General features: G+C 71.5%; 16 protein-coding genes. 3 read left to right on the top strand and 13 right to left on the bottom strand.

The window, feature by feature from the left end; translation table 11 throughout:
• Positions 1 to 77: 77 nt before the first annotated feature.
• The 5 genes from OOK34_RS25310 to OOK34_RS25290 all read right to left on the bottom strand — a co-directional run bounded on the left by OOK34_RS25310 (position 78) and on the right by OOK34_RS25290 (position 5,998).
• Positions 78 to 1,091 (bottom strand): agmatine/peptidylarginine deiminase, encoded by a 1,014-nt coding sequence (locus tag OOK34_RS25310; protein ID WP_267036146.1) that lies wholly within the window; start codon positions 1,089 to 1,091, stop codon positions 78 to 80.
• A gap of 82 nt (positions 1,092 to 1,173) precedes the next feature.
• Positions 1,174 to 2,922 (bottom strand): urease subunit alpha, encoded by a 1,749-nt coding sequence (locus tag OOK34_RS25305; RefSeq protein ID WP_267036145.1) that lies wholly within the window; start codon positions 2,920 to 2,922, stop codon positions 1,174 to 1,176.
• Positions 2,919 to 3,623: an urease subunit gamma gene (ureA, locus tag OOK34_RS25300; protein WP_267036144.1), complete on the bottom strand. Its 705-nt coding sequence runs from the start codon at positions 3,621 to 3,623 to the stop codon at positions 2,919 to 2,921. Before ureA ends, OOK34_RS25305 begins: the two co-directional genes overlap by 4 nt.
• Positions 3,624 to 3,845: 222 nt before the next feature.
• A complete protein-coding gene (locus OOK34_RS25295; protein ID WP_267036143.1) occupies positions 3,846 to 4,424 on the bottom strand; it encodes a TetR/AcrR family transcriptional regulator in 579 nt (192 codons plus the stop codon).
• Between the two features lie 47 nt (positions 4,425 to 4,471).
• Positions 4,472 to 5,998, bottom strand: coding sequence for a serine/threonine-protein kinase (locus OOK34_RS25290; RefSeq protein WP_267036142.1), 1,527 nt, complete (start codon positions 5,996 to 5,998; stop codon positions 4,472 to 4,474).
• A gap of 114 nt (positions 5,999 to 6,112) precedes the next feature.
• Here OOK34_RS25290 and OOK34_RS25285 point away from each other — a divergent pair, with 114 nt between their 5' ends.
• The 3 genes from OOK34_RS25285 (at position 6,113) to OOK34_RS25275 (ending at position 9,427) form a co-directional block, all read left to right on the top strand.
• Positions 6,113 to 6,706 carry a TetR/AcrR family transcriptional regulator gene (locus OOK34_RS25285; protein WP_267036141.1) on the top strand — a complete coding sequence of 198 codons (594 nt, stop codon included), beginning with the start codon at positions 6,113 to 6,115 and terminating at the stop codon, positions 6,704 to 6,706.
• Positions 6,707 to 6,870: 164 nt separating this feature from the next.
• Positions 6,871 to 8,034 (top strand): agmatine deiminase family protein, encoded by a 1,164-nt coding sequence (locus OOK34_RS25280; protein WP_267036140.1) that lies wholly within the window; start codon positions 6,871 to 6,873, stop codon positions 8,032 to 8,034.
• A 145-nt stretch (positions 8,035 to 8,179) separates the two neighbouring features.
• The gene (locus OOK34_RS25275; RefSeq protein WP_267036139.1) at positions 8,180 to 9,427 is read left to right on the top strand and encodes a helix-turn-helix domain-containing protein; all 1,248 of its coding nucleotides are present in this window, start codon (positions 8,180 to 8,182) and stop codon (positions 9,425 to 9,427) included.
• An 18-nt stretch (positions 9,428 to 9,445) separates the two neighbouring features.
• On the opposite strand, the gene OOK34_RS25270 is transcribed toward OOK34_RS25275, so the two are convergent.
• Genes OOK34_RS25270 through OOK34_RS25235 form a run of 8 tightly spaced genes read right to left on the bottom strand, consistent with a single transcriptional unit; the run spans position 9,446 to position 16,738 of the window.
• Positions 9,446 to 10,093 (bottom strand): hypothetical protein, encoded by a 648-nt coding sequence (locus OOK34_RS25270; RefSeq protein WP_267036138.1) that lies wholly within the window; start codon positions 10,091 to 10,093, stop codon positions 9,446 to 9,448.
• Positions 10,094 to 10,137: 44 nt separating this feature from the next.
• Entirely contained in the window at positions 10,138 to 10,989 is an 852-nt protein-coding gene (locus tag OOK34_RS25265) for a hypothetical protein (protein WP_267036137.1), read from the bottom strand.
• Positions 10,990 to 11,041: 52 nt separating this feature from the next.
• On the bottom strand, positions 11,042 to 11,842 hold the full coding sequence (locus OOK34_RS25260; protein ID WP_267036136.1) for an ABC transporter permease: 801 nt from the start codon (positions 11,840 to 11,842) through the stop codon (positions 11,042 to 11,044).
• Positions 11,843 to 11,895: 53 nt separating this feature from the next.
• Positions 11,896 to 12,663, bottom strand: a complete 768-nt coding sequence (locus tag OOK34_RS25255) for an ABC transporter permease (protein WP_267036135.1) — start codon at positions 12,661 to 12,663, stop codon at positions 11,896 to 11,898.
• Complete coding sequence (locus OOK34_RS25250) at positions 12,660 to 13,619, bottom strand: ABC transporter ATP-binding protein (protein ID WP_267036134.1); 960 nt, start codon at positions 13,617 to 13,619, stop codon at positions 12,660 to 12,662. The genes OOK34_RS25255 and OOK34_RS25250 overlap by 4 nt, the downstream gene beginning before the upstream one ends.
• Positions 13,616 to 14,686 (bottom strand): nucleotidyltransferase family protein, encoded by a 1,071-nt coding sequence (locus tag OOK34_RS25245; protein WP_267036901.1) that lies wholly within the window; start codon positions 14,684 to 14,686, stop codon positions 13,616 to 13,618. The genes OOK34_RS25250 and OOK34_RS25245 overlap by 4 nt, the downstream gene beginning before the upstream one ends.
• Before the next feature lies 1 nt (position 14,687).
• Positions 14,688 to 15,557 carry a hypothetical protein gene (locus tag OOK34_RS25240; protein WP_267036133.1) on the bottom strand — a complete coding sequence of 290 codons (870 nt, stop codon included), beginning with the start codon at positions 15,555 to 15,557 and terminating at the stop codon, positions 14,688 to 14,690.
• Positions 15,554 to 16,738: a pitrilysin family protein gene (locus tag OOK34_RS25235; protein WP_267036132.1), complete on the bottom strand. Its 1,185-nt coding sequence runs from the start codon at positions 16,736 to 16,738 to the stop codon at positions 15,554 to 15,556. Before OOK34_RS25235 ends, OOK34_RS25240 begins: the two co-directional genes overlap by 4 nt.
• Positions 16,739 to 16,928 lie beyond the last annotated feature (190 nt).

Here is a 16,928-nt window from a genome sequence, read left to right as displayed (position 1 = left end):
TCGCGCTCTCTTTCCGTACGTGATGCGGGTGGCTGACGGGCCGCGGGGCCGGCCCGTCAGGAGCGATCGGTCCGTGGTCAGCCGGTGGCCCGCACGGCGGGGACCTGCTGGGTGATGCAGTGGATTCCGCCACCGCCGAAGGCGATCCCGATCGCCCGTACGCCGACGACCTTGCGGCCCGGGTACGCCGCCGCGATCACTGCGAGGGCGTCCTCGTCCTGGGGCAGACCGGCCACGGGGACGACGACACCGCCGTTGGCCACGTAGTAGTTGAGGTAGGACAGCTCGATCTCACCGCCGGCCATGTCGACGAACGCGGTCTGCGGGACGTCGATGATCTCCAGCCGCCGGCCCCGGGCGTCGGTGGTGGCCTCCAGCACCGCGCGGTTGGCGCGCATCCGGGCGTGATCGGGATGCGCGGGGTCCTCGGGCAGGGAGACGACCACCTTGCCGGGGGCCGCGAAGGCGCAGACACCGTCGACGTGGCCGTCGGTCTCGGTGTCGAGCAGACCGCCGTACGGAAGCCAGATGACCTTGCGCACTCCGAGCCGGGACTTCAGTTCGGCTTCGATCTCGTCCCGCGTCAGGCCCGGGTTGCGGTTGGGGTGGAGCAGGCATTGTTCCGTGGTGATCAGCGTGCCCTCGCCGTCGACGGTGATCGCCCCGCCCTCCAGGACCATGTCGGAGTGGATGCGCTCGACCCCGAGGTGCGACAGCAGCCGTCCGCTGATCCGGTCGTCGGCGTCGTACGGGTGGTGCTTGCCGCCCCAGGCGTTGAAGCGGAAGTCCACCCCCGCGCGCCGTCCGTCCCCGTCGAGCACGAAGAGCGGAGCGGAATCACGGAACCACGAGTCGTCCAGCGGCAGCTCCACGACGGTGACCTGCGGTACGCACCACGAGCGGGCGTCGTCACCGTGGCCCGGCGGGGCGACCATCGTCACCGGCTCGAACTCCGCGATGGCGCGGGCGACGTTCGCGTACTCCTCCTTGACGTCGTCCAGCACGCTCCCCCAGAGGTCCGTGCGGGTGGGCCAGGCCATCAGGCACCCGTCGTGCTCGGACCACTCGGCAGGCATACGGAAAGCAGTCATCACGTGTCTCTCTTCTATCTCTTCGCCAGAAGTGGTTGGAATCTTGCTCTCGACTGAAAATTCAGTCAAGACTTCACGCACGTCACAAGAAGTAGAGGCGGCTCAGGGAAACCTCCTGCGCCGGCTCTGAGCGCAGGGGTGCCCCGTCGAGAGTGACCAGGCCACTGCGCGCGTCCACCTGCACCTCGCCCAGACGGGCGTTGTGGACCATGTCCGCGGAGCCGATCCCCCGCGTGCCCCGCACGGCGACCCGACGGCGGCGGGTCGCCAGCACGTCCTGGGGTCCGCCGGCCGACCCCGCCTCGGCTGCGGCGCGGCTGACGAAGGCCACCGACAGCTCCGCGGGTGCGGCCCCGTGCCCTCCGAACAACGGTGCGAGGACGAGCGGTTCGCAGGTGTCGGTGGCGGCGTTGGGGTCGCCGGTGACCCCGTAGGCGGGGAAGCCGGACTTGAGGACCAGCTGGGGCTTGGCGCCGAAGAACTGGGGGCGCCAGAGCACGATGTCGGCGAGTTTGCCGACCTCGATGGAGCCGATCTCGTGGGCCAGACCGTGGGCGATGGCCGGGTTGATGGTCAGCTTGGCCATGTAGCGCAGGACGCGGGCGTTGTCGTCACCCTCGCCGTCGCCGGCCAGCGGGCCCAGCTCGCCCTTCATCTTCGCCGCCATCGCGAAGGTGCGGCGGATCGTCTCACCGGCCCGGCCCATGCCCTGGGCATCGGAGGAGGTGATGCCGATCGCACCCAGATCATGCAGCACGCCTTCGGCGCCCATGGTGCCCGCGCGGATCCGGTCGCGGGCCATGGCCGCGTCGCCGGGGAGGTCCGGCTTCAGCGCATGTACGGAGACGATCATGCCGTAGTGCTCGGCGACCGCGTCCCGGCCGAAGGGCAGGGTGGGGTTGGTGGAGGAGCCGATGACATTCGGCACGCCCGCCATCTTGAGCACGTTGGGGACGTGCCCGCCGCCGCAGCCCTCGATGTGGAAGGCGTGGATGGTCCGGCCCTCCAGCACCCGCAGGGTGTCCTCGACCGAGAGGCATTCGTTGAGTCCGTCGCTGTGCAGGGCGACCTGTACGTCGTACTCCTCGGCCACCCGCAGGGCGGTGTCCAGGGCGCGGGTGTGGGCGCCCATGTCCTCATGGACCTTGAAGCCGCACGCACCGCCCTCGGCGAGCGCCTCGACCAGGGGCGCCTCATGGGAAGAGGAACCGCGGGCCAGGAAGCCGATGTTGACGGGCCAGGCGTCGAACGCTTTGAACCCGTGCCGCAACGCCCACGGGGAGTTGACGCCGACACCCCAACTCGGCCCGATTTCCTGGCCGATGATCGTGGTGACGCCGGAGGCCAGGGACGCCTCCATGATGCGCGGGGAGAGCAGGTGGACATGGGTGTCCACGGCTCCGGCGGTGGCGATCAGACCCTCGCCGGAGATCATGGTCGTGCCCGTGCCGACGACGACGTCCACCCCGTCGAGGGTGTCGGGGTTGCCGGCCCGGCCGATCGCGTGGATACGTCCCTCGCGGATGCCGATGGAGACCTTCCGGATGCCCAGCACGGCGTCGATGACCAGCACGTTGCTGACCACGACGTCGCAGGTCTCGCGGACGGCCGCGGCCTTCAGGTGCAGGCCGTCACGGGCGGTCTTGCCGAAGCCGGCCAGGAACTCGTCACCGGGTAGCTGTGAATCGGACTCCACCCGGACCACGAGACCCGAGTCGCCGAGGCGGACCCGATCGCCCGCGCGAGGACCGTGCACGGTGGCGTACTCGTGCGGGTCGATGTGCCGGCTGCCGGGTGCGCAGTGGTCGCCGTGCCTGGTCTGTCTGCTCACGACTGTGCTCCTCGCGCGTGCTCGACACCCAGGTAGCCGCAGGCTGCGGCCCTGCGCAGGGCCTCCTCCTTCGCTCCGGGCGCGTCCAGCGGCCCGTCCACCAGCCCTGCGAAACCGATGGCGATCCGCGCACCGCCGACCGGCACGAGCTCGACTTCCACGGCTTCGCCGGTCTCGAAGCGTGTGGAGGATCCCGCCGGTACGGCCAGACGCATCCCGTAGGCGGCGGCGCGATCGAAATCGAGGCGGGGATTCGCCTCGAAGAAGTGGAAGTGGGAGGTGACGCTCACCGGCACCGTGGCGGTGTTGCGCACGGTGACGACCGCTGCCGGCCGGGGCCCTCGCACGGGCCCCGGACCCGGGATGACCGCCCCCGGGGCGCTCGGGTCCCAGGGCACGTCTCCGAACGGGGCGCTGACCACGGCCAGACGCGTGCCGTCGTCGAAGACGGCCTCGACCTGGATCTCGGTGACGACGTCGGCGACTCCGGGCAACACGTCCTGTGGCCCCAGCACACTTCGGCCACGGGCAATGGCGGCAGCGAGGCGCAGGCCGTCACGGGCGGCCTCGCACACCGTGTCCGCGATGAGTGCGGTCGCTTCCGGGACATTGAGACGGAGCCCTCGGGCATGACGGGACCGTGCGAGCTCGGCAGCGGTGAACAGCAGGAGCCGGTCACGCTCAGTGGGGGTCAGAGCCATGGGTTCATTCCTTCCTCCGGAAGGTGAGCAGGACGCCGGCGGGGGACGACCGCGGCAAGGCGCGGCCTTCGCGGATGGCGACCTGGGCAGGCGACAGGGGGCGACGAGGACAGCACTGCGGCCTCAATCACTCTGGCACTGACTGAAAATTCAGTCAATACGTCAGGCGTGCGCGTTCCTACGCGCGACAACAGGGGGGGAGCAGGGGGGGGTGGAGCAGGGCTACTTCTGGCGCAGTCCCGCCAGTTCGGCGTCGATCGCGCCTTCCATCAGTGCACGCGCATGGCTGATCCGGAGTCCGCCGCTGAGCCAGCGCATGCTCAGCCCCTCGAGGAGGGCGGTGAGCCGCTCGCCGGCCGCGGCCAGTGCTGCCGCGGAGGCCATCGGCTCCACCTGGCCCAGGAGAGCGGCCACCTCCTGGACCCACACCAGGGTCGCCCTGGCCAGATCCTCCCGCAGCACCTCGTCGAAGACGGCGCTCGCCCGCAGCTCGCCCCAGGCGGAACTGTTCTCCCTGACCTCGGCGGTGTCCTGGAGCTCGAGGAGGAGGGTCTGGGCGAGTTCCGCACGGGGGCTGAGCGGTTCCGCGTCCGCGTCGCGGGTCGTCGTGTAGCGCTCGGCCCGGTCGTTGATGAACTCGAGGGTCTGCCGCAGGAGCCCGGTGCGGTCCTTGAAGTGGTAGTAGAGCAGCGAGGTGGACACGCCGGCCTCGGCGGCCACTTCCTCCACGCGCAGGCCACGGACACCGCTCCTGGCGATCACCCGGGCGGCGGCTTCGAGGATGTGTGTACGTCGGGCCATGCGGCGAACCTTACCCGGCCGCTCCTGACCACCTGGGTACGGGGATGTCACCCCGCCCTCCTGTGGTGGCTCACCTCCACCGTGACGGACCCACCGCCCGCTGCGGCCTCGATCAGGCGCACGATGGCGACGTCCTTCCGGTCGGCGCTGCGGACGCAGAACGGGCGCTCACCGCTCAGACCGCTGAACGCGATCGTGGTCACCGGTTGCGTCTCGACCCCCCGTACGCAGTCGGCGGGGCTCAACTCGTCCCCGGCCGCGATGAAGGCGTCACTGTCCTCGGGGGTGACGAACCCGGTCTGGCTGCGCGCCAGGTACCAGGTGGCCGTATCCGCCGGGACCACCTTTCCCGCCTTGAGATCGAACTCGTAGGTGGGATCCGGGGATGTCAGTTCGGCGTTCGCGTAGCCGGCCGCGAAGGCGGCAGCCGGCGCAGGCTGCTCCCCCGGATCGTCCACGTCGTAGGCGGGCGGCGCCGCGTAGTAGGCGGCGCCGCCCGCCGCCACCAGCGCGGCGGCCGCGATCAGCGCGGTGACGGGCGGCCGGCGTCCGCGTCGGCGGGCTCGACGGGGAGGGGGATCCGACCGAACGCCACCGGCGGGGTGCGCGGACGGGGTCGCCGGGGCGGTCAGGGTGAGCTGGTCATGAGTCGGGGTGGACTGCTCGGCCTGCCCGGATATCTCCCTGCTGACCTGGTGGGGGAGCCAGCCGTCGGTGAACTCCGGACGGTGGTCCACGGCGGGATGGGCATGTGCGGCCGAGATCAGATCAGTGGGCGTGGGACGGTCGCCGGGCCCCTTGGCCAGACACCACGACAGGAGATCGTGCAGGTCACGCGGCACCCTGGTGAGGTCGGGCTGCTCGTGAACCACCCTGTACAAGGCGGCCGACTCCGCTCCGGCCCCGAACGGCGGCGCTCCCCCGGCCACGTACGCCGCGAGCGCTCCGAGTGCGAAGACATCGGTCGCCGCCGTGACGTCCAGACCCATCGCCTGCTCCGGTGCCATGAACGCGGCGGTGCCGATCCGCAGCCCTACGCCGGTCAGCGCGGTGGCGTCGACCGCGCGCGCGATGCCGAAGTCGATCACCCGGGGGCCGTCCTCGGCGATCAGGACGTTGGCGGGCTTGAGGTCCCGGTGGACCACCCCGGCCCGGTGGATCGCCTGGAGCGCCTCGGCGATGCCCGCGACGAGCAGCAGCACCGTGCGCGTCGGCAGCGGACCGTGGCGCCGCACCACCTGCTGGAGGGACGGGCCGGGCACATAGGCGGTGGCCAGCCACGGGGTGGGAGCGTCCACCCCCGAATCCACCACCTGCGCGGTGAACAGGCCGTGGATGCGCCGGGCGCTGGCGACCTCCTGGGCGAAGCGCCGGCGGAATTCGGGATCTCCGGCGAAGTCCGCACGCACCGCCTTCAAGGCGATCGGGCGGCCCCCCGGGGTGTGGGCCAGGTACACCACCCCCATGCCGCCCGATCCCAGCCGGGCACGGAGTCGGTAGCCGCCGATCTCATCGGGGTCGTCGGCGGACAGGGGCTGGTGGGCGGGGTGCACTCCGGGAAGCTGAGCGGACATGCGGTGGCTCTTTCGGCGATGTGGACGAAATGCAGTGCCCCGCATGGTGCCGCTAACTGAAGATTCAGTCAATGTGAGACGATGTTCGCTGCGACTACCCGGAGGGATCAGGCAGTGACGGACCGCAGAACGGCGATCTTGGAGGCGGCCGCCCGGCTCATAGCCAGGCGCGGGGTCCGCGGGCTGCGCGTGGAGGAGCTCGCGGCCGAAGCCGGGGTGTCCACAGCGCTCGTCTACTACCACTTCAAGGACCGGGCCGGCATCCTCCGTCGCACCCTGGAGTTCATCAACGACCGGGCGGAACGGTACACGGGCGGCCTCGACGACCTGGACGCATCCCCGTCCGACCCGCGCACGACCCTGGAGCAGTCCCTCCTGCTCGAATTCCAGGACATCGCCGCGGTGCGCGAGAACAGCACGGCGTGGGGGGAACTGCGCGCCAGCGCGATCTTCGAGCCCGAGCTGCGGGAGGACCTGGCCAAAGCCAGCCTGAGCTGGGTCCAGGAAGTGGCCTTCCTCCTGGCGTGCGCGCAGCCGATGACACCGGCCCCCACCCTCACGGCCTCCGCCGAACGGCTCACCGCGCTGCTCGAAGGGCTCAGCATGCGCTGGCTCAGCGGCGTGCTGCACGTGACGCACGCCCGCGAGCTCATGCTGGAAGCCGTCGAAGTGGAACTGGAGTACCTGGGCCAGTTGGCGCGGCGCTGAGGAGGGTCGCCCGCACCGAGCCGCCCCGGCCGACAGGACGCACGCCTTCCCAGCCGACACGCCGCCCCAGAATTGACTGAAAATTCAGTCAGTGCCACAGTGGCGACATGGCGCCTGCCGATCCCTGCGCCATGCGTCCCCGCGGTTCACGATCGGAGTCACCCATGTCCGACCTTCCCCCCACCCGCCGTACGGCCCTGCGCACGTTCGCCGGTTTCGGCATGCTCGCCCTCGGCGCCTCGGCGTGCGGCCCCGGCGAGGCGGCGCAGCCTGGTTCCTCCATCGCCGCCACCGGCCCAGCCTCCAAGCCCGCCGGAGCCCGGAGGCTGGGCGCCGAGTGGGAAAGCCACACGCGCACCTTCATGTCCTGGCCCGCCCTGACCTCCGTCTGGGAGGAGGACCTGCCCTACGTCCGGGAGGACATCGCCCGCGTGGCACGGGCGATCGCGGAGTACGAGCACGTCGTGCTGATGGCCAGGCCCGATCAGCAGGCCGCGGCCCAGAAGGCGTGCGGCTCGGAGGTCGAGGTCGTCCCCCTGGAGGTCGACGACCTGTGGGCCCGTGACACCGTGCCGGTGTTCGTGGAAGAGGGCGGCAAGGTGATCGGCGTCGACTTCAACTTCAACGGCTGGGGCAACAAGCAGGAGCACAAGAACGACGCCCAGGTCGGCCGCACCCTGTCGCAGAAGTACGGGATCCCCCGCACCCAGGCACCGCTGGTGGCCGAGGGAGGCTCCTTCGAGACCGACGGCGAGGGCACCCTCCTGGTCACGGAGAGCTCGATCGTCAACGACAACCGCAACCGCGGCAAGAACCGGGACCGGATCGAAGCCGAGCTCAAGCAGACCCTGGGCATCGAGAAAGTGATCTGGCTGGCCGGCGTACGCGGCGAGGACATCACCGACGCACACGTGGACAGCCTCGTACGGTTCACCGCGCCCGGTGTGGTCCTCCTGGACAGGGCGTTCCCCGGCATGCCGGCCGACTCCTGGTCCCGCTCGGCCGACCAGGCGAAATCCGTTCTCACCAAGGCGACCGACGCCCGGGGACGGCGCCTGGAGGTCATCGACCTGCCGCAGCCCGACCTCGACAGGATCACGGGCCGCGGCGACGACTTCGTATCGACGTACGCCAACTTCTACGTCGCCAACGACGCCGTCTTCATGCCCCGCTTCGGCGACTCGAAGGCCGACGACCGTGCCCGGGGGATCCTGCGGGAGCACTTCCCCAAGCGGGACGTCGTGCCGGTCAGGATCGACACCATCGCCTCGGGCGGCGGCGGCATCCACTGCTCCACCCACGACCAGCCCGGCAAGCCCGCCGCCTAACGGCAGGGCCCACCTCCTCCAACCCGCTCGACCTCCTCGTGCCCGACCCTCATCAGCGGAACGTTAGCCGTGCGTAAGCGGTGCGCCAGTGCGCCCGCACAAGCTGGATCCCCACCACTGAACTCGAGGATTGGGGCAACCGCATATGGCTTTCGGGCACGAACTGCGGGAACGACGGCTGGGGCAGGGAGTCTCCCTCACCGAGCTGTCGAAACTGACGCATTACAGCAAGGGGCATCTCAGCAAGATCGAGACCGGCGGGAAGCGGGCTTCGGAGGACCTGGCCCGCCGGTGCGACGAGGCCCTGGAGGCATCCGGTGAACTGCTCGCCGCCCACTGCTCCGTGAGCACCGCGCGCAGCGCGCGCACGGCGTTCCAGCGGCCCGCGCAACTTCCTTTGGACAGGGCCCATTTCATCGGGCGCCATGGGGAGACGGCCGCGCTGGACAGGGCCGCGTCACGGCCGGACCACCCGTACCGCGCCATGCCCCTGGTCGTGATCGACGGTATGCCCGGCGTCGGGAAGACCGCCCTGGCCCTCAAGTGGGCGCATCGCAACGCCGCCTTGTTCCCCGACGGTGTGCTCTTCCACCACCTGCGGGCGCACGGGCCGGCCGCGGCGCCCGCCGCCCCGGACGACGTGCTCGCCGCCAGTCTGCGTGCGGTGGGGATCGACGACCACGCGATACCGGCCGGCCTGTGGGACCGGGCCGCGCTGTACCGGACCGCGCTCACCGGGCGCCGGATGCTCATCGTCCTGGACGACGCGGCCACCGCCGATCAGGTCCGCGCGCTGCTTCCCGGCGCCCCCGGCTGCATGGTGCTCGTCACCAGCCGCAACCGGCTGGCCGGGCTGGTGGCGCGGGACGGCGCCGCCCGGCTGTCCCTGGGGCCGCTCTCCTGCGAGGACGCCTCCGCGCTCCTGCGCGGCGTCGCCGGCGCTGCGCTCCACGGCGCGCGCCCCGAGGCGGTTTCCGCCCTGTCCGACCGCTGTGGCCACCTGCCGCTGGCCCTGCGCATCGCCGCCGAGCACTTCTCGGCCGGCCCGCAGGACTGCCTGGAGGGGGTGGTCGGGGAGTTGTCGGACCCGCGAGGGCGGCTGGACTTCCTCAGCTGCGCGGGCGATACCGCCGCCTCGGTGCGCGCCGTGTTCTCCTGGTCGTACCGGAGCCTGCCGCAGGACGTGGCGCGTGCCTTCCGGCTGATCGGCGCGGCCGCGCCGGAGGACATCTCGCCGCAGGGCGCGGCCCGCGTCCTCGGAGTTCCCGAAGACCTCGCCGTGCGCCTGGCGCAGCTCCTGTGCCAGGTCAACCTCCTGCAGCCGACGGCCTCCGGCGGCTATCGCTGCAACACCCTGCTCGCCGCCTACGCGGCGGAGCTGGCCGCCGCGTAGGCGTTTTCCCCCAGCCGGTCAGCGCCCGACCAGGGCCAGCGCACGGGTGATCGCCCCGTCCAGCTGATCGTCCGTCATGCTCTTGTCCCGGCGCTGCTCGGGCGTCTCGTGATCCGCGCCGTACACCCAGTAGCTGGTCCGCTTCGCCCGGTCGACGAAGAGCAGCCGGTCCTTGGCGGCGGGCCCGCGGACCAGCAGGGAGGCCGTACCTGCGTCGGCCTGGATGGCGTGCACGGTGTTGTGGTGCAGCACGTAGCTGTCCCCCTCGCCCTCCACCCGCTGGACGAGCGGTTCCAGGGCGTCGGAGTCGACCCCCTCGATCAGCTGATCGTCCCGGCCGTACAGGCGGTGGACGTAGCTGCCCCGCAGGATCTTCGTCGCGAAGGTCCACCGGTGGTTGTGCGGGCGGTCGAAGTATCCCGGCCGGAACAAGTGGACGCGTATGCGGATGTTGGCCTTGCGGTCGTCGTGGAGCACGAGCTTGTCCATGAAGTCGTAGCTCTCGCACATGGGGCGCAGGTGCTGGTCGGTGCGCAGGGACCGCAGCATGCGCGGCAGCAGGTCCGGGTCTTCGTCGAAGGCGGCGAAGGCCTCTGCGCTGAACTTGGCCACGGAGTCGACGTCGTTCCAGTCGGCCAGTGCAAGGTCGGCGAAGGTGGGGTGCATCGCGGTGTCCTCTCTCTTCTTCGGTGGTGCGCTCGCGGCGGCGGTCAGCGCGATCGGGAGTCCAGGAAGCCCTGGAGCGCGGGGTGGCCCAGGACCATGGCCCTGCCGCGGCGGAGGTTCGACTCGAGGCCGGCGCCGTCCACCTGGTGGACCAGCCAGTCCCACTGCCCGGCCAGCCGCCGGAAGACCTCGACCGACTCCTGCTGCATCTGGAGGTACCCGGCCTCGCCGCTGTCCCCCGCGACGCGGTAGTCCTCCAGGACGCCGACCTGTCCGGACTGGGCCATCCGCCACTGGAAGGCCATGTCCAGCGGTCCGTCGACCAGCACGCCGACGTCGGGCTGGAAGACCCGGCTGCCGAAGACGTCCTCGACCATGACCTGCATCCGGTCCAGAACCGCGGTCCAGCCGGGGTCGTCACCGACGATGCGACGGCATACGAAGATCTTCTTGAGTACCTGCTTGAAGGGGAAGGTCTCCTGTAGCACCACCTCGCCCCGCTCCAGCGCGGGCTCGACCGCGTCCCCGGCGAGCAGGACGCCCCCGGCCAGGCCCACCAGGGCGGAGGCCAGCGGGCCGGCGGGCCCGACGCCGTTCAGCTCCGTCTCCGCGAGGGTCGCCTCCCAGCCGCCGGAGACCCATTCCCCGTAGTCGCGGGGCAGGCTCAGCGGGCCCGAGGCCGTCCGGGCTCCGCCGACCAGCGTGCGGAACGCCTCGAGCCACAGTTCCTGGAGACCGTCCACGGGCCACGAGGTGTCCGCTTCCTCGATGACCCGGCGCCAGGACACGTGGCGCACCTTGACGCCTTCGGCCTCCAGGGATTCCGCTATGGAGTCCACCAGAGTGGACTTGCCGATCCCGTCGGCACCGAGGAACGAGACGAGAATGCCGCGCACGGGTGACTGCCTTTCATTCGTACGAGTGGGGGGTGGGGACCAGGGCGGGGTGTCAGGACGCGAAGTCGATCGTCCCGGCCCGTCTGCCCCGTCTCAGCAGGGCTTCGAACATCAGGTGGGCGGCGCCGAGCCAGGCCAGCCCCACGAGCAGCCCGACGGCCGCCTCGCCGGAAACCGTGGCGAGGTCCGCGCCGTCGGTGAGGGAACGCAGGGCCCCGAGGAGGTGGGTGAGCGGGATCGCCCGGGCGATCCAGCCGACCCATTCGGGCCAGTAGCCGACCGGCACCTGGACCCCGCACACCGCCATCATCAGCAGATAGCCGGCGTTGGAGACGACATTGCGCACACTGCCCGCGTTCAGTACGAGCGCGGCCAGGAACAGCCCGAGGAAATACGTACCGACCGCTGTGAGCACGACCAGGACGACGGCCACCGGCACCTGGGCGGCGGTCCAGCTCACTCCGAAGGCCGGGCCGAGGACGAAGAGGGCCACCAGCGAGGTCCCGGTGCCGCTGATGGGCCACTGGAGGCTGCGGCCGAGGAAGACCCAGGTGGGTTTCGCCGGCGCCGCGGCCAGGAGCGGGAGGGTGCCCGCGGCGCGCTCCCACGTGGAGGACGCCACGACCGTCAACGACTCGATCACGCAGGTCATCAGGGCGTTGCCCACGATCAGGTACCTGGCCTGGTCCGGGCCTCCGACCAGCCGTCCCAGCAGGACGAAGAAGGTGACCTGTGCCAGCATCCGGCCGAGCCAGCCGAAGGTCCAGGTCTTCCAGGTGTAGACGGCCCGCATGTCGGCGAAGGCGTTCACCGCGCTGTGCCTGATGACGCGCAGGGGGTGTACGGGCTGCATGGGCTGTACGGGCGGTACTGGCTGTACTGCTTGTGCGGACAAGGTTCACCACCTCACGTCTGGGACAGGGTGCCGAGGCGGCACACCCGGTCGAGGACCCGGCGCAGCAGCACCAGGCCCAGCCCGAACCCGATGGCGCCGAGGCCGAGGATCACCGCGAGCCGGAGTACGGCATGGCTGACGGGGGCGGGCGCGAGGCTGTCGCGCAGCAGATCGGCGGACCAGGACAGGAACACGGCCCGTGACTCCGGCCGTAGCCAGGCGGGCAGCGAGGCGACCGGCACCAGGACGCCGCCCAGCAGGTAGAACGGGTAGCTGAGGGTGTTCTGGATGATGCGCGCGGAGGGCATCAGGACGAACAGGGAGGTGAGGATGCTCGCGGTGCCGGCCGTGGCGAAGCCGGTCGCCAGCACGCAGGCGGCGGTGACGGCCGGGTGCGGGAAGGCCAGCCAGCGGTCGAAGACCAGTCCGGCGACGAGCCACGACTCCGCGAAGGAGACCGCGCCGATCGCGGTGACCGCACACATCCGGCCCATCACGAGGACCTCGAAGCGGGCCGGAGCGGCGACCAGTCCCTCCAGGGTGCCGAGGGACCTCTCCACGTTGATGAGTTCGCCCGCGGTGTAGAGGGCGAGGAGCCACAGCGACATCAGGGTCGGCGCGACCACGGCGTACGGCGAGAGGTCCGCGCGCCCGGCGTGGTCACTGATCGCCAGGAAGACGATGGTCAGCAGGGGGGCGGTCACGCACACCTGGACGGTGTCGGGCGACCGCCACGCCAGCCGGAGCTGGAAGCGCGCGGCGGTGAGGAACAGCCTCATCCGTCCACCGCCATGCCCCGCTCGCCGATGACGTGCAGATAGACCTCTTCCAGCGTGGGGCGGCCGGTGGAGATGCCCGTCACCCCGGCCTCCACCAGGAGCCGCAGGACCACATGGGTGGCCCCCGCGTCCTGCGTCTCGATCCGGGTCCGGTCCCTCTCGAGGGGCCGGACCGCGACGACACCCGGGACGTCCGCCAGGGCGGCGGCGACCCCGGCGGGGACACCGACGGCGTCCACCTGCTCGTAGCGGGAGATCAGCGCGCCGATCTCGGCCGGTGCGCCGGTGGTGACGATCCTGCCGCGGTCGAAGACGGACACCCGGTCGCACAGGGCCTCCGCCTCGGCCATGTCGTGGGTGGTGAGCACGACGGTGCGCCCGTCCGCCTTGAGTCCTTCGACCAGGACCCGGAAGTCCTGGGCGGCGACCGGGTCCATGCCGACGGTGGGCTCGTCGAGGATGAGCAGCGGCGGATCGGCGACCAGGCCCCGGGCCAGGTGCAGTCGCTGCTTCATGCCCCGGGACAGGGTGTCCACCCGGTCGTCGGCCCGGTCGCCCAGGCCCATCCGCTCCAGGAGCGCGTCGCAGCGGCGCCGCAGGTCGTTGCCGTGCAGTCCGTAGAGCGCCGCCCAGAAGCGCAGGTTGTCGCGGATCGTGAGCCGCGTGTACAGCCCGCGCTCCCCGCCGAAGACGATGCCGATGACGCCCTTGACCCGGTCGGCCTCCTGGACCACGTCGTGGCCCATGACGCGGGCGGTTCCCGAGGTGGGGAGCAGGATGGTCGACAGGATCCGGCAGAGGGTCGTCTTGCCGGCTCCGTTGGGTCCCAGCAGGCCGTAGACCTCGCCCCGTTCGACCGTCAGGTCCACTTCGCGCAGGGCGGGGACCTCGTCCTCGGCACCCCGCTTGGCGTTGCCGTACCGCCGCGTCAGCGCACGGGTCTCCACGGCCGTCACGGCGTCTCCTCCGCCAGCAGGCCGGCCTCCTGGAGCGCCGCGTCGTACTGCTCCTGCGCGACGGTCTCCCCCGTCACCAGGAGGTAGTCCCCGACCGGGGTGAGCAACAGGGCGCCGTCCCCGAAGTGGTGGACGCGTACGCGGTCCCGGTCCGTACGGCCGGTGACGCGCCCCAGCGGCATCCCGTACAGCGGAACGCCGGCCTCGAGGGCCGCGCGGACGCCGGTGGCCGGGGCCGGGGCCGGTGACTCGGGACGGGTGGCGCGGCGTGCCCGTTCCTCCCGGTCGGCCGGTTCCAGGGCCGGGCCGAGGGCGGAGAGGTGGCCGACCGGTACCCGCTGTGCGGCGTAGTCCAGCAACTCCCGCAGTTCGGGCGCCAGATGGTAGTCGGCCGCCGCTGAGACCAGGCCGTCCAGGCTGGGCGGTTCGGTGTTCCCGAGCATGTGGACGTCGATGGCGTCACGCGCGTGGAAGGGGCGCTGGAACCGCTCTTCGGCCAGGGCCAGCAGATTGGCGGTCAGCGTATCGGCGGGCATCGCGGGCCGGATGGGCACGGACTGCTGGTCGCCGACCAGGGCGGCCGTGGCGATCTCGACGCGGAGCTCGGGATCGAGGAGGGGGTCCTCGGGCTGCCAGGTCAGCGTCACCACCACGTGGCGGGTCGGCGCGCCGAGCACGGAGACGCCCGCGTACTGCGGCGGGTTGTCCTTCGTCAGCAGCCGGACCGCGTTCCACAGGTCCGGCTCGCCCTCGGTGACCAGGTCCAGGTCGCCCTGGGGGCGGAGCAGGCCTTCGGGGTAGGTACGGGCGAGCAGCGGCCCCTTGATGACCTGCGCGGGCACCTGGGCGGTGACCCGGGTGAGCACCTCCTCGTAGTGGCGGGCGCGCCGCCGGGCGCGGGCCAGTTCCCCGCGAGCGGCCTCGCTCATGGCGCAGCCCTCCCGCTCCAGCGCGGACAGCACGAGGTAGGGCAGGGTGTAGTGCGCCTTGCGGGCGGTGAAGAGCAGCCGGCCCGGCCCCTGTTCCGGGGACACGTCCAGTACGTCGTACAACATCGCGAGGTCCATCTCACGCACCGCCCTTGTCGTGGCTTCGCCGCCAGAAGACGTGGTCGACCGCCCAGCCGCGTGCGACGAGGGAGGCCACGATCCTGTCGCCGTGCCCCGCGGCGACGTGCGGGGCGGGGTGGACGACGTGACCGATCAGGGGGAGCCCCGCCCGGTGCGCGTGGGCCATCGCGGCTGCCGTCAGCGCGTGGGCGGCTTCGCTGCGCGGCCCTTGCGGTTCCTCGACGAGCACATCGACGAGTTCGACGTGGTCGCGGCCGGTCACCGGATCGTCGGCCGCGCACAGCAGCGTGGCGTGGCCGACCGGGCGTCCTTCGCGGCAGGCCACGTAGGAGAAGCGGTCAGGGGCGTCCACGACCTCGCGCGCGAAGGTCTCGCCCGCTCCGGGGCCGGTCGCGACACCCTGTTCGGCGTTGCCGTTGGCCAGGGCCTGGGCGAGCCAGCGGATGAGGTCGGCGGTGTCGGTCCCGGGGTCGGCCGGACGGACGGTGAGGGGCGAGGCCGCCTGACCGTCCTGCGGGGGCCGGCCCGAGTACCTCAGGTAGGTGAGGTGGCGCTGCCACGGGCCGTCGAGCCGGATGTGGGCGGGGGCCCGTACGGTGACCACGCCCGGGCCGGTCTCGGACAGTCCGGCGACGGCCAGGGCCTCCTCCAGCCGCGGGGCGTCCGACAGGATTTCGTCCGCGCAGAACTCGACGAGGAGCTCCCGCTCGTCGAGCTGGGGGTCGTGCTGCTCCCCCGCCACGAACGGGTGGCCGTGCAGCCGGTGGAGGAGTCCTGCCTCTTGCGCTGCGGCGAGGTAGCGGGGCGAGGGTGCCTGGGAGGCCGGACCGGTCCCGGCGGTCGTGTCGGTGGTGTCGGTGGTGTTCACTTCGCCTCCGGGCGGACCACGGTGACCAGGTCGTCGCGGAGCGACGAGGCCGCGGCGCGTACGTCGTCCCGGGTGACGGCGGCGATCTCCCGCAGCTCGCCGTCCACGTCCCAGGCCTCGTGGAACAGCGCTCGCGACGCGAGGAGCCGCGCGTGTTCCAGGGGCATCTCGGTGTCGCGCAGCAGACCCATGCGGGCGTGCCGGCGGGCGGCGTCGAGATCCGCGTCCGTGGGGCCGGTCGTCGCCAGTGCGTCCAGTTCCCGGATGACGATGGCGACCGCCTCGGGGCCGTTCCCGCTTTCCACGCCGATCAGGACGCGCCAGGCGCCCGCCTCGACGTAGCCCCGGTCCCATGCCTGGAAGGAGTAGGCGAGGCCGGCGTCCACGCGGAGCCGGCGGTAGAGCACCGAGGAGGCGTGGCCGCCCAAGAGGTTCGCCAGCACGGCGTAGTGGTGGCGCTTCCCCTCGGTCAGTCCGGTGGACCGGCCGCCCACCGCGACCCAGGCGAACTCCTCGGGCCAGACGGGCTCGGCCCGGCGGGGCGGGCCGAGCGGGACCGGCGGGCGGGACGCCGCGGTGGAGCGGGGGGCGTTCCCGGTGGCGCGCAGCCCGCGGGGAACCCTCGGGCCCACCACGGCGAGGGTCATGGGGCTGGTGAGCAGGGATTCGCGGTGTCCGCGTGCCACGCCTTCGAGGTCCATGGCGGCGATCTCGGCGACCGTGCCGCCCACGGGCCGGCCCAGCGGGTGGCCGGGGAAGAGCGCGGAGAGGAAGGCGTCCTGAACCGTGTCCATCGGGTCGGCTTCGGCGGCCGCGAGCTCCTGGAGCACGGCGGCCCGTTCGGTGTCGAGGGTCGCGGCGTCCAGTTCGGGCGCGAGCACGGCGCGCAGCAGCAGGTCCACGGCCTGGTCCGCGTCGTCCGCGTCGACCTGGAGGTGGAACAGCATCTGTTCCAGGCCGGTCTCGGCGTTGGCGCTGCCTCCCCGGCCTTCGATGTGCTGCACGAGGGGCCCGACACCGGGAAGGGGCGCGGACATCAGTACGTGCTCCAGCACATGGGCCAGACCGCCGCGGTCCGGCGGGTCGTGGCGCGCTCCGTATGCCACGCCGAGGCAGATGCTCGTTGTCTTCAGGCGGTCATCGACCGCAGTGATGACCGATATCCGATCGGCAGGTGTCATCAGGAATCCTCGCACAGAGAAAACAGAGAAAACAGAGAAAGGAGAAGTACGGAGAGTGCCGCCGCGGCCATGCGCCGCGGCGGCACTGGAGTCAATTCGACTCGGCTCAGCGGCCGGTCTTGACCTTGTCCAGACGCGGGCGGAGGCCCACAGCGTGGTTACGCATTCTCTTCACCCCCTTTCATCAATA

It is taken from the genome of Streptomyces sp. NBC_00091, assembly GCF_026343185.1.
Lineage (GTDB): Bacteria > Actinomycetota > Actinomycetes > Streptomycetales > Streptomycetaceae > Streptomyces.
The sequence above is the reverse complement of the archived record's forward strand: the minus strand, read 5'-3'. Positions and strand labels throughout refer to the sequence as shown.

Excerpts from the sequence above, each read along its gene's own strand:
- OOK34_RS25310 (WP_267036146.1), bottom strand. The coding sequence starts at position 1,091 with ATGACTGCTTTCCGTATGCCTGCCGAGTGGTCCGAGCACGACGGGTGC.
- ureA (WP_267036144.1), bottom strand. The coding sequence starts at position 3,623 with ATGGCTCTGACCCCCACTGAGCGTGACCGGCTCCTGCTGTTCACCGCT.
- OOK34_RS25295 (WP_267036143.1), bottom strand. The coding sequence starts at position 4,424 with ATGGCCCGACGTACACACATCCTCGAAGCCGCCGCCCGGGTGATCGCC.
- OOK34_RS25290 (WP_267036142.1), bottom strand. The coding sequence starts at position 5,998 with ATGTCCGCTCAGCTTCCCGGAGTGCACCCCGCCCACCAGCCCCTGTCC.
- OOK34_RS25280 (WP_267036140.1), top strand. The coding sequence starts at position 6,871 with ATGTCCGACCTTCCCCCCACCCGCCGTACGGCCCTGCGCACGTTCGCC.
- OOK34_RS25275 (WP_267036139.1), top strand. The coding sequence starts at position 8,180 with ATGGCTTTCGGGCACGAACTGCGGGAACGACGGCTGGGGCAGGGAGTC.
- OOK34_RS25270 (WP_267036138.1), bottom strand. The coding sequence starts at position 10,093 with ATGCACCCCACCTTCGCCGACCTTGCACTGGCCGACTGGAACGACGTC.
- OOK34_RS25260 (WP_267036136.1), bottom strand. The coding sequence starts at position 11,842 with ATGCAGCCCGTACACCCCCTGCGCGTCATCAGGCACAGCGCGGTGAAC.
- OOK34_RS25255 (WP_267036135.1), bottom strand. The coding sequence starts at position 12,663 with ATGAGGCTGTTCCTCACCGCCGCGCGCTTCCAGCTCCGGCTGGCGTGG.
- OOK34_RS25245 (WP_267036901.1), bottom strand. The coding sequence starts at position 14,686 with ATGGACCTCGCGATGTTGTACGACGTACTGGACGTGTCCCCGGAACAG.
- OOK34_RS25235 (WP_267036132.1), bottom strand. The coding sequence starts at position 16,738 with ATGACACCTGCCGATCGGATATCGGTCATCACTGCGGTCGATGACCGC.